Origin of the sequence: Noviherbaspirillum pedocola (assembly GCF_016632335.1) — a bacterium.
In the GTDB taxonomy this organism is placed as follows: Bacteria; Pseudomonadota; Gammaproteobacteria; order Burkholderiales; family Burkholderiaceae_D; genus Noviherbaspirillum_A; species Noviherbaspirillum_A pedocola.
In genome coordinates this window covers 112313-125419 of sequence record NZ_JAEPBG010000001.1, presented here as the reverse complement: position 1 = coordinate 125419, position 13107 = coordinate 112313, and the positions used below count along the sequence as shown (strand labels likewise).

At 65.4% G+C, this 13107-nt stretch carries 5 protein-coding genes and 1 pseudogene; all 6 read left to right on the top strand.

Annotated features, from left to right (window positions below; genetic code table 11):
- Positions 1 to 306: 306 nt before the first annotated feature.
- The 6 genes and pseudogenes from JJB74_RS00600 (at position 307) to JJB74_RS00580 (ending at position 13054) form a co-directional block, all read left to right on the top strand.
- Positions 307 to 1851 carry a ShlB/FhaC/HecB family hemolysin secretion/activation protein gene (locus JJB74_RS00600; RefSeq protein WP_200589602.1) on the top strand — a complete coding sequence of 515 codons (1545 nt, stop codon included), beginning with the start codon at positions 307 to 309 and terminating at the stop codon, positions 1849 to 1851.
- An 11-nt stretch (positions 1852 to 1862) separates the two neighbouring features.
- Positions 1863 to 2594 (top strand): annotated as a pseudogene (locus tag JJB74_RS34130) (two-partner secretion domain-containing protein); the annotation flags it as partial.
- Between the two features lie 3966 nt (positions 2595 to 6560).
- A complete protein-coding gene (locus JJB74_RS34125) occupies positions 6561 to 10193 on the top strand; it encodes a caspase family protein (RefSeq protein WP_407672269.1) in 3633 nt (1210 codons plus the stop codon).
- A 58-nt stretch (positions 10194 to 10251) separates the two neighbouring features.
- Positions 10252 to 10998, top strand: a complete 747-nt coding sequence (locus JJB74_RS00590; protein ID WP_200589598.1) for a hypothetical protein — start codon at positions 10252 to 10254, stop codon at positions 10996 to 10998.
- A 4-nt stretch (positions 10999 to 11002) separates the two neighbouring features.
- Entirely contained in the window at positions 11003 to 12439 is a 1437-nt protein-coding gene (locus JJB74_RS00585; RefSeq protein ID WP_200589596.1) for a CHASE2 domain-containing protein, read from the top strand.
- Between the two features lie 147 nt (positions 12440 to 12586).
- A complete protein-coding gene (locus JJB74_RS00580; RefSeq protein ID WP_325170067.1) occupies positions 12587 to 13054 on the top strand; it encodes a ComEA family DNA-binding protein in 468 nt (155 codons plus the stop codon).
- Positions 13055 to 13107 lie beyond the last annotated feature (53 nt).

Here is a 13107-nt window from a genome sequence, read left to right as displayed (position 1 = left end):
AATCTGTTGCACTTAATATATTATCTTCTGGTCAACTAATTGTGCGGTTAGCAACATGCCGCCCAAGTTTTTGCACTGGTCTGAAGAGCCGCGAAGCCACCAGTAGCGTGTGCTTGTCCGTGCCTGTCCACGGTAAGCAGCGGTTGATGCACGACATATAAAAATCAAGAACGATCAAGGGATGTGGGACGGGGAACACGATTGGAAACGGCCGAATTTCATTCCGCTATCGCGCGTGCAGCGCGTTTCGCCGCTCGCTCGCGTCATGGACGCTCTCGGGGAATCGCGGTGTTTGCCGCCGCATCCATGGCATTCTGCGCACACGCCGCCGACGCGGATATTCGGTTCCGCGTGAATGAGTATGTCGTCGTCGGCGATGCGCAAATCCCCACGGAAACCCTGCATCGCGCGTTGGATCGCTACACTGGCGCGCAGATTGATTTCGCCACGATCCGGCAAGCCGCAGCCGCGCTGCAGGCGCTTTACGCCGACGCCGGCCATGGCGCGGCCCAGGTCAGCATTCCGGAGCAGGATATTTCGGGTGGCGCCGTGCGCCTTGCGGTGTTCGAGCCGAAATTGGGCCGGGTTTCCATCGTCGGCAATCAGCACTTTGATGAAGCGAATATCCGCGCGTCCCTGCCGGCCTTGAAGGAAGGCATGCCGCCGGATCTGCAGGCCATTGCCACCAGCGCCCGACTGGGCAATGACAATTACGCCAAGCAGACGCAGGTCAGCTTCCGGCAGGGCGAGAACGAACGTCTGCTCGATGCCACGGTGCGCGTGGCCGATTCCGCGCCAGTGCGTCAAGTGGTCACCCTGGACAACACCGGCACCGGGCCGACCGGCACAACCCGCATCGGCTACGCATTCCAGCATGCGAACCTGTTCAATACCGACCATGTCCTGACCGGGCAATACGTCACCTCGCCGACGCATCTGCGCGATGTCACCATCCTCGGCGCGAGCTACCGCGTGCCTTTCTACCGCATCGGCGGCGCGCTCGACTTCAGCGCAAGCTATGCGAACGTGAACTCAGGCGTCGTGCCCACCACGGCGGGCAGCTACGGCATCAGCGGCAGCGGCGAAGTCTACGGATTGCGCTATACCCAGCTTCTGCCGCGCATCGGCGCCTGGGACCAGCGCGCCTCCTTCGGTTATGACTACCGCTACTACCGCAACAACGTGACGCCGCAAGGCGGCCAGGACAGCCTGGTGCCGAACTTCGTCGCGCAGCCGCTGACGCTCGGGTATTCCGGCTTCATGGCCGAGAGCCAGCGCGAATGGCGCGCCAGCGCCAGCCTGTCGCAGAACATTGCCGGCGGCGGCCTGGACAGCAGCGCCGCCTATCAGGCGCCGGGCGGACGGGCCGACGCAAGCGCCAGCTTCCGCGTGCTGCGCTACAGCGGCTTCATGCGCCGCCCTGTCATCAAGGACTGGCTCGTCCAGGCGCAGCTCGATGGCCAGTACAGCGCCGATGCGCTCATCCCTGGCGAGCAGTTCGGCATCGGCGGCGTGGATTCGGTGCGCGGCTTCAACGAGCGCGAAGTCATCAATGACCGCGGCTATCGCGCCAGCGTCGAAGCGCAGACGCCCGACTTCGGCAAATCCTTATCCGCAAACGGCATGCAGGCGCGGGCGCTGGCCTTTTACGACATGGGGCGGGCCCAGCGCAATCATGCGCTGCCGGGTGAACGCCAGCATGTCGCGATATCGAGCGCCGGGCTCGGCCTGCGCCTGACGCTGGCCAATCGCGGGCAATTGCGCATCGACTATGCGCAGGTGCTGCAGGGCGGCGGCGTGCGCGACCAGGGCCAGGGCAAGCTCCACGCCAATCTCACGCTTATTTTTTAGGAGCCGTGATCATGCATCAGCACCGCTCTCGCCGCCGTCAACGACCATTGCGCTGGCATGCCCTTGCCAGCGCCATGGCAACCGCATTCGCCGCGCCTGCCATGGCCAACCCGGTCGGGCCGGTCGTGGTGAGCGGATCGGCGTCCGTGGCCAACAGCGGCAAGACGCTCACGGTGACCAACACGCCCGGCGCCATCCTGAACTGGAACAGTTTCTCGATCGGCGCCGACGAAGCCGTGCGCTTCCAGCAGCAGAACGCCGCTAGCCAGGTGCTGAACCGTGTCACCGGCACCGACCCGAGCAAAATCGCCGGCGTGCTGAGCTCGAACGGCCGCGTCTTCCTGATCAATCCGAACGGCATTGCATTTGCGCCGGGCAGCCAGGTCAACGTAGCCGGCCTGGTCGCGTCGACGCTGAACCTGTCGAACGAAGACTTCCTCGCCGGCAGGCTGCGTTTCCAGGAACAGCCGGGCGCGGGGAAAATCACCAGCCAGGGGACGATACAGACCGTCAACGGCGGCCAGATCTACCTCGTCGCGCCAGCGATAGAAAACACCGGGATCCTGATTGCACCGGACGGCGATGTAATGCTCGCGGCCGGCAAGGCGGTGAACCTGGTCGATGCCGCCAACCCGGAAATCGCCGTGGAGATCAATGCGCCGCAGAATGCCGCATTGAACCTTGGGCAGATCGTCGCGCGCAATGTCTCGATCCTGGCCGGCGCGATCCAGAACACCGGCAGCATCAATGCCGACGCCGCGGTGATCGGCGACGGCGGCAGGATTTTGCTGCGAGCCACGGACAGCGCGCAGATCGCCGGCACGCTCACGGCGCGCGGCGGCGCACAGGGCGGCAATGGCGGCAGCATTGAGACCTCGGCGAAGTCGGTGGACTTCAGCGCGGCGAAGGTCGATGCCTCCGCGCCGCGCGGGCAGGGCGGGCAATGGCTGATCGATCCGACCGATGTGCTGATCGATGCCGCGGCCGCGGGCACGATCGCGAGCACGCTCAATACCGGCACCAGCACCACAGTGGCCACGCCGGACGGCAGCATCACGGTCTCTTCGGCAATCAGCAAGAGCGCGGGCGGCGACGCCGCGCTGACGATGAACGCGGCAACCGGCGTCAGGATCAATGCGGGCATCAGTTCAACGAGCGGCAAGCTCGACCTGAACCTGAACGGCGGCAGCAGCAACACGATCGGCAGCACGGTGAACCTGAATGGCGGCACGCTGAATCTCGGTGCGGCTACGACGCTTACAGGAGGCACGATTGCGAAGGCGACAGTGGCCAGCGGGAATGGCTCGGTACTGACATCGAACTATGGCACGCTGGACGATGTGATCCTGCGGACCAATCTGTGGCTGGCGACTGGCAATTACACCTATGTCATGAATCGCCTGACGCTGGACAATGCTTCCATCATCACCAACGCCAGCAACTACGGCTACCTGCATTTCACTGGCGCCGCGCCGGTGCTGACGACGACGCTGGACCGCGGCATCGGCAGCGGCACCGGCAGCATCGTCAACAGCGGTTCGTATGGCACGGTCGTTTCCACCAGCGCCGGCCTGACGATCGACCCCTCGATTGCGCTGCCCGCGAATGGGTACAACAACTATTCCCTTGGCACGAACGGTGTGTTGAAGACGCCAGTCAATGTGCAGTCGGGCACGACCACCATTACTGGCACGAACTGGCAGACAAGCAGCACCGTGGGAGCAATTGGCGGCACGCTGCAGCTGGACGGCAGCTGGAACAACCCGGCCGGCCGCACCATCAACATCGGCAGCGGCGCAACGCTCAATGCTCTTGGCACCTGGACCAATGCCGGCACGATAGCGGGCGCTGCCGGCAGCACGCTGAATTTGGGCGGCGGCTACCAGCTGAGCTGGACCAACAGCGGCACGATCTCGGCGCGCGGCGCCACGCTGAACCTGGGCGGCAACTTCACCAGCGCGGGCATCGGCAACCTGGACCTGGATACGACCAGCGTGGTACGGGTAAGCGGCACATGGGACAACACAGCAACGACGCTCACATCGCCGTATGACATCAGCGCGGCCGGGCATACCGGCAACTTCACGCTGTATGGCGGCACCATCCGTGGCGGTGTGCTGTCCAGCAGCGCCGGTGCGCCGGTGCAGTCGACTTACGGCACGCTGGACGACGTGATCCTGCAGACCAATCTGTCGCTGACGAGTGGCAATTACACCTACGTCACCAACCGCCTGACGCTGGACAATGCTTCCATTGCTGCCAACGGCAACGGTTACCTTTATTTCAGCGGCGCCGCGCCAGTGCTGACCACAACACTGGACCGTGGCATAGGCAGCGGCACCGGCAGCATCGCCAGCACAGGCTCGAACAGCATCACTGTCGCTGCCAACGGCTATAACGTTGGCCTGACGATCGATCCCTCGATAGCGCTGCCCACGAGCGGGTACAACTACTATTCCCTCGGCATGAACGGCATGCTGAAGACGCCGGTCAATGTGCAGTCGGGCACGACCACCATCACCGGCACGAACTGGCAGACAACCAGCACCGTGGGAGCAATCGGCGGCACGCTGCAGCTGGACGGCAGCTGGAACAACCCGGCCGGCCGCACCATCAATATCGGCGGCGGCGCAACGCTGAATACGTACGGCACTTGGAGCAACGCGGGCACGATTGCCGGGGCCGCCGGCAGCACCTTGAATATCGGCGGCGCCTACCAGCCGAACTGGAGCAACAGCGGCACGATCTCGGCGCGCGGCGCCACGCTGAACCTGGGCGGCAACTTCACCAGCGCAGGCATCGGCAACCTGGACCTGGATACGGCCAGCGTGGCACGGGTAAGCGGCATATGGGACAACACGGCAACGACGCTCACAACACCGTATGACATCAGCGCGCCGGGGCATACCGGCAGCTTCACGCTGTTTGGCGGCACCATCCGTGGCGGTGTGCTGTCCAGCAGTGCCGGCAAGCCGGTGCAATCGATTTACGGCACGCTGGACGACGTGACCCTGCAGACCAATCTGTCGCTGACGAACGGCAATTACACCTACGTCACCAACCGCCTCACCCTGGACAACGCCTCCATCTTCTCTGGCACCAGCAATAACGGTTACCTGTATTTCACTGGCACCGCGCCGGTGCTGACGACGACGCTGGACCGTGGCATCGGCAGCGGTACCGGCAGTTTCGTCAACAGCGGTTTGTATGGCATCAGCATCAATGCGAATACCTACAACGCCGCCCTGACAATCGACCCATCCATAGCGCTGCCGACCACGGGCAGCAACTATTACTATCTCGGCACGAACGGCGTGCTGAAGACGCCGGTCAATGTGCAGTCGGGCGCGACCACCATCAATGGCACGAACTGGCAGACCACGAGCACGCTGGGGGCCACCGGAGGCACGCTGCAGCTGGACGGCGTCTGGAGCAACCCTGCCGGCCGGACCATCGGCATCGGCAGCGGCGCAACGCTCAACGCTTATGGCAACTGGACCAATGCCGGCACAATCGCGGGCGCTGCCGGCAGCACGCTGAACATGGGCGGCAACCAGTACTACAGTTATAACAACTGGAGCAATACCGGCACGATCTCGGCGCGCGGCGCCACGCTGAACCTGGGCGGCAACTTCACCAGCGCCGGCATCGGCAACCTGGACCTGGATACGGCAAGCAAGGTACAGGTGACGGGCACATGGGACAACACAGCAACGACGCTCACAACACCGTATGACATCAGCGCGCCGGGACATACCGGCAGTTTCGCGCTGTACGGCGGCACCATCCGTGGCGGCGTGCTGTCCAGCAGCGCCGGCGCGCCGGTGCAATCGACGTACGGCACGCTCGACGACGTGATCCTGCAGACCAATCTGTCGCTGACGAACGGCAATTACACCTACGTCACGAACCGCCTGACGCTGGACAATGCTGCCATCGTCGTGAATGGTGGCGGTTACCTTTACTTCAACGGCGCCACGCCGGTACTGACGACAACGCTGGACCGTGGCATCGGCAGCGGCACCGGCAGCCTCATCAATAGCGCTTCGAACAGCATCAACGTCAATGCCAATACCTACAACGCCGGCCTGACGATCGATCCATCGATTGCGCTGCCGACCACCGGCAATAACTATTACTACCTCGGCACGAACGGCGTGCTGAAGACGCCGGTCAATGTGCAATCCGGCACGACGTACATCAACGGCACGAATTGGCAGACCACGACTACGCTGGGCGCGACCGGCGGTTCCCTGCAGCTCAGCGGCAGCTGGAGCAACCCGGCCGGTCGGACCATCAGTATCGGCAGCGGCGCCACGCTGAACGCCTATGGCACCTGGACCAATGCCGGCACGATCGCGGGCGCAAGCGGCAGCACGCTGAACATGTCCGGCACATGGAGCAACCCTGGCGCGATTACCGCTGGCGCCAACAGCCTCATCAGCCTGTCCAACCTGCCGGTCAACGATGGCATCCTCGATATCGGCGCCGGCGGCACGATGCGCACCAACAATGCCAACCTGACCAACAGCGCCACCGGCACCATTCGCGGCGCCGGCACGATCGATCTGGGTTCTTCCTATTTGATCCAGTACAGCCCCACTTATCAGGAAACCGACAAGCCTTATACGCTGACGAACTACGGCACCATCGATCCCGGCAGCGGCGCGAACGGTACCGGCACGCTGACACTGCGCGGCAATCTCGTGATGCAGCCGGGCAGCAGGCTGCATGCGGATCTCGGCGGCGCCGCGGCGGGACAGTACGACCGCCTTTCCATCGTCAACGTGTCGACCTGCTATTACTACTGGGGCTGCTCGGTCACCCCGTCCACCGCCACGCTGAACGGCACGCTGGAAATTTCCGAAAAGGGCGCTGCGGTGGCTGGCGGCTTCTTCGCCGACCGCGGCAACACCTTCCCCAACATGCTGACCGTCAACGGCGGCGCGACCGGCCTGTCCGGCAGCTTCGCCGCCAACAGCGTGCAGGGCAGCGCGGCCGGCGATGTCGGCTTCGTCTTCGCGACCAGCGGCGCGCCGGGCATTGCCAATACGTCGTACTCGACCACGCGCTGGGCCACCGACGCTTCCGGGCTGTGGTCCGCGTCTTCGAACTGGACCCGCGGCGTGCCGACGACGGGCAAGGATGCGGTGATCTCGCGCGCGGCGCCCACCGTGGTCACCATCGACAATGCCGTCGCCACGCCGCTTTCCCTGATTGATGACAATGATCTGACGCTGGCAGCCGGTGGCTTCCTAACGCTGCCCACAGGCTTCACCAGCTATGCGCACACGCTGACGCTGTCCGGCGGCACGCTGTCCAATCCTTCCGCGCTCACGCTTGCCGGGCCGCTGGTGCTGCAGTCGGGCAGCATCAATGGCGCCGGCTCGCTGGCTATCGGTTCTGGCGGCAGCATCGTCAAGAGCGGCGCGCTGGATGCCAGCATCAACCAGGCATTCAGCAATGCCGGCGCGGTGCAAATCGATGGCGGCAGCTTGCATCTCGGCGGCGATGGCGTGCATACCGGCAGCTTCACCGTCGCCGCCGGCGCCACGCTGGATTTCGCGGCCAGCACGCAGCAGTTTGCCGATGGCAGCAGCTTCAACGGCGCCGGCAGTTTTGCGCACAGCGGCGGCAACGCGATCCTGGTCGGCGCCGGCAGCGGCCTGAGCGTGAACGCCGGCGCCAGCCTCGATCTGGCGGCGTTTCACTTCTCCGGCAACGGCGCGCTGAGCAACTTCGGCACCGTCAATGACGCGGGCGCGGTGTTCAGCGGCCGGCTGATCAATGCGGGCAGCGCGTATCTGTCGAACGGCGCGACGCTGGCCAACGGCTTCGTCAATGCCGCCGGCGGCGTGATGAATTTCACGGGCGGCAATGTGATCGTCGGCGGCGCGGACGCGGTCATTGCCGGCGGCAGCATCAATCTCGGCAGCGGCGCGACGCTGACCAAGAGCGGCGGCGTGCTGAACTGGGAAGGCGGCAGTTTCACGGGTAAGGGCACGCTGGCCTTTGCCAACGGCGGCATCATCGGCTTTGCCGGAGGCGGCGACCGGGTGCTCGATAACCCGAACCTCGCGTTTTCCTTCACCGACCTGTCCCTGCCCAGCGGCTCGCTGAGCCTCCTCAGCGGCAGCCTGAACTTCTACACCAGCGCCGGCGGCGCCACCACGATCCCCGCCGGCACCACGCTGGCGCTGTACGGCGGCAGCATGAGCAACAACGGTCCGCTGAACATCGCCGGCCGTTTCGGTCTGTACGGCGGCGATCTGTCCGGCGCGGGAGCGATCAACATGACCGGCGGCAGCATCGACATGCCGGCGTCTTCCACCGTAGCCTGGAACGCCAGCGGCGCGCTGACCAATACCGGCACGCTCGATCTGTCGAACCGGACCATCGCCAGCGCGATGACCAATACCGGCACCATCAATTCCACCGGCGGCCTGGTGTTCACCCAGCCATTCACGAATGCCGGCAGCTTCAACGATGTCTCCGGCAGCGTCAGCTTCAATGGCGGCTACACCCAGACCGGTGGCATCACGCGGCTCGGCGCCAGCGTTTCGGCCCCGGCGGACATGGTCGTCGGTGGCAGCGGCTTCGCGCTCAATGGCGGCACGCTGGGCGGATCGGGAACGATCACCGGCAACGTCGCTGTCGGCGCCGGCACGCTGGCGCCGGGCTTTTCGCCGGGCAGCCTGTCCATCGTCGGCAATCTGACGCTGTCTCCGGGCAGCATCACTGCGATCGAACTCGGCGGCACCACGCCGGGCAGCGGTTACGACGTGATCCATGTGTCGGGCAATGCCAGCCTGGCTGGCGCGCTGAACGTGTCGAACTACAACGGCTATGCGCCGGCCGCCGGCAGCAGTTACAGCTTCCTCGACTATGCCTCGGTCTCCGGCGCATTCGGCAGCACGAACCTGCCCGCGGGCATGGCAATGACGCAGTATGCGGCGTATTCCCAGCTTGTCGCGGGCGCCGCGCCGATCGCACCAGCCGCAGGCACCTCGGCCGCACCAGCCGCCGGCGCCCCGGCCACCGGCGCGGCAAGCGCGGGCGCCTCGACTTCCGGCGCCACGGCCGCAGGCACGTTCGCCGCGACGCTGCTGCCGCCGCCGGTGTCGACGCAGCAGATGCAGATCGCCAGCCTCTCGGGCACTGGCGCGGCCAATGTGGCCGACGCCGCCAGCACGCCGCAACCGATCGTGACCGCCGCGCTAGTCACCACGACAGCCACTGCTGCCTCCGGCGCCGGCGCGGTTTCCAGCGACGCAATCCCGGCGGCGGCGTCGAACTATCGCGGCGCGCCCGCATGGCTGCTTGGCAGCGATGGCGTGTCCGCCTTGTTCCCGAACCTGCCGCTGGCCAGTATCGACCGCGTCGAACTCGGCACGCTGCTCGAAGAGCGCCGCGCCTATAAGCGCGATCTGCTCGCGGCCGCCAACAGCCTGCTGGAACAGCATCCGGAAATTGCCGATCTGCCGCTGTGCCGCGAGGAGCAGGAAACCGATACCGGCGCCTGCCTGCTCAGCGACAGCCTGCAGCGCGACGCGCTGGCACGGCGCAGTGCGGTGGCCCAGGCCGCGTCGCGCGCGCATGCGCACCTGCCGGCAATTGCACGCAAGCGAGCGCTGGTGATCGGCCTGAACCATTACGCCGACAAGCGCATTCCGCGCCTGGAAAGCGCGCTGCCCGATGCGCGCGCCATGCGCGATGCGCTCAGCCAGAGGCTCGGCTACGAAGTCACGCTGCTGGAGGATGCGGGCAAGGGCGAGATCATGACCGCGTTCAACCGGCTGGCGCTGGAGATGTCCGCGTCCGACAGCTTCGTGGTGTATTTCGCCGGCCATGGCGACATGGTCGAAAAGACTGGCGAAGGCTACTGGATCCCGGCCGACGCCAGCGCATCCGATCCGCGCGGCTGGATTTCCAATGCCGATGTGTCGCGGCTGCTGGGCCTGGTGAAGGCGCGCCAGGTCGCCATGATTTCCGACAGCTGCTATTCCGGCACCTTCGCGCGCGAAGCCGCGATCGATACCGATGCAAAGCGGGCTCGGGCCAGCGCCGAAACCTATCTGACCAAGCGCGCCGTCACCGTGATGACCTCGGGCTCGGATGAGCCCGTGGCCGACAGCGGCAAGGAAGGGCATTCGGTGTTTGCCTGGAATCTGCTGCGGCAGATCCGCCAGTTGCAGGACTGGGACTCCGGCGCGTCGGTGTATGCAACGCTGCGTCCCGAAGTCGAACGCGAGCTGCCGCAGTCGCCGCTGTATGGCGCCTCGCTGTCGGCGGGCCATCAGGCCGGCGCGGACTTCCTGTTTGAACGGCGGGACAGCGAATAAGGGAAAGAGCCGGGCGCGGCGACGCGCCGTATTCATTCAATGATCAGGAGAAGACGACATGCGGATTTCCTCCACGCTGGCATGCGCGCTGTACGGCTTTCTGGCCTGTGCCAGCTTTTCTGCGCAGGCCGTGTCCTGCATGGTGCTTGGCGAGAGTCAGGCCCGGGTGCAGGCGCTTGAAGGCGAAAAGTCGCCGGTGTTTCTGACCGCATCCTGCGAAAGCCTGCGCCTGATTTCCGGCAAGGCCATGGTCAGCTGGGTCAGCCGCGATGGCAAGCCGCATTTCGCCGCCATCGGCAAGGATGGCGCGGCAACCCTGCCGACGGCCGGTGCGGAAGAGCGGGCGTCGAACGTGGTCTGGGCGGAGCTGAGTTCCAAGCGCGAGGCGGACCGGCCCGCGTTCATGCGCGCGCTCAATGAGAGTCGTCCGGCGCGGGTCTATATCCCGCCCGAAGGACTGGCGCTCGCCGCCAGGGCCGACGCCAACTTCCGCATCCTGGCGCTGCAGGGCGACACGGAGACCCTGGTATTCGAAAAGACGGCTGCGGAGTCCAAGCCCATCCTGCTGACCCGCGAGCGCATTCTTCCGGGAACCAGCTATCTGATCGAATGGCATCACCCGGACAGCGTGGAAAAGATCAAATGGCAAACGGTCGGCGCGGAAGACACGGCGCGTATCGATGAGGAATACCGGCGCATCGACGCCAACATCGAGGACCTCCAGCAGCGCCGGATCATGAAAGACATCCTGTTCGAGCAGCTGCGCCTGCGCGTGAACATGTCTTCCGTGCTGGCGCGCTCCTGAAGCCATGAACCGGGATTCCCTGCGCGGCGTACTGCGCCAGCTCGTCAGCCTGTTCTTTTCCGAAAGCGTCGCGCATGCGCTGCGCGGCTCGGTGCTGGTGGCGATGATGCTGCTGTTCCTCAATTCGACCGGCGCCTGGAAATACTTCGAGAGCACGGTGCGCGCGCATGAGTTCGGGCGCAGCGCCGCCGAAACGCATTCGGTCGATGGTGCCCGGCTGCCGCTGGTGATCCTGGTCGACGATGCCGGCTACGAGCGCTTCTTCGATGGCAAATCCCCGGTGGACCGCGCGCGCATGACGACGCTGCTGCAGACCATCGCGGCGCACACCCGGCCCGATGCGCGCGTTCTGATCGACATCGATCTGTCGCCGGCGCCGGGCCAGGCGCGCGGGCAGGCGCAGCTCGAACGGCTGCTGCGCGGCGCGCCGGGCAAGTGGGTGCTGCCGGCGGTGCGTTCGGCCAATCCGGACGCCGCGGCGCAGAACGCCGCGTGGCGCGCGACGCTGTGCGCGGCCGGCGTGGACTTCGGTTTGCCTTACCTGCCGAATGAATTCGGCTACCCGAAGCTGACCCACCAGTACGCCGGCTCGCTGGCCGACGTGGCGGCTGCGCGCGGCGCCTGCGTGGATCCGCAACAGCCCTTCGCGCAGAAAGCGATGCCGCTGTCGCCGCTGGCGTTGAAGAGCGGCATGGTCATCCCATTTTCCGGCGACCTCGAGGCGCTCGGCGACATGCTCGACATGCTGCGTCCGACCTCGATCGTGCTCGGCGGCGCATGGGGGCAGGCCGATATCTTTGCCTCGCCGTTTGGCGATCGTTTCGGCGCGCAGGTGCATGCCGCGGCCCTGGCCGGCGCGGAAACCGGCCAGCGGCTGGCGCCGCGCTGGATGGAAGTGCTGCTGTCCTGGACCTTCGTTTCGGTACTCTCGACGCTGCTGATCTATGCGACCCGCTTTCTTGCCACGCACACCGGCGAAGGCCATGCCTGGCTGGTCGGGCATGCCTTCTTCGCGCTACGGGTGCAGCCGGTGCTGTTGCTGGCGGTGGTGGTTGCCGCCTTTCTCGGACTGAGCGAGGTGATCGCCATGGTGCAGTCGCGTTCCGGGCTGTGGATCGACGATACGCGGCTGGCTGCCTACCTGATGGTCTGGTTCTTCATCACGATCGATGCCGGCAGGAGGATGCCGCCGGCCTGCAAGAACTGGCGCTCGGTGGTCCACGACTACATCACCTCGCCGCCGCTGGCGGATGTGAAGAGCGTGGCCGAGTCATGGCGTGTGCTGTTCGCGCCGGCGCCCGAGGCTGGCGGACTGTCGATCAGCCGGCGCCGCGCCGCCTTCGAGGGCGCATGCGCGCTGGTCAGCCTGACGATGCAATCGATCCTGCCCGCGGCCTCGCTGATGTTCCTGCTGTATCACTCGCTGCTGCAGGCGCTGTAGGGAAAGTCCGGCGAGCCATTGCAGGCGCTTGCTCCGGATGTTCGAACTGCTGCCGGCACAGCGGCTGCGGCTATCAGTATTAAGATGGCAAGCGCTTCACCTGGCTTAGTGCCTTTTTACTCGTGTAAAAAATTTTAGGAGACGATCGTGCTGAAAAAACTGATTGCGGGAATCGCGGCTTTCCTCATGCTGGCTGGCTTCGCCTTCGCGGATGCCGATGTCAACAAGGCCGACCAGGCCGCACTGGACGGTATCAAGGGCATCGGCCCGGTGATTTCGAAGAGAATCATCGACGAGCGCCAGGCCCACGGCCCCTACAAGGACTGGGCCGACTTCGAGCAGCGTGTAAAGGGCATCGGCGACAAGAAGGCGGCATCGCTGTCGCAGGGCGGCCTTACGGTGAATGGCCAGGCCATGCCGAATGCGCCGGCAAAATCGGCCGCGGCGGCGAGCAAGCCGTCGTCCTCCACCAGCATGTCGGAGGCGGGAAGCACCAAGGCAGGCGCGCGGAATGGCGCATCGACCAAGGGCAGCGGCGTCAACAACCCGTTCACGCCATCCGGCGGCGCCCCGGCCAGCAAGCCCGCTGCGCCAGCCCCGGCACCGGCAAGGTAAAACCGCGCAGTGCGACGGTCGGTTCGGCCGTCGTTGCGCGACTTCATGGACGG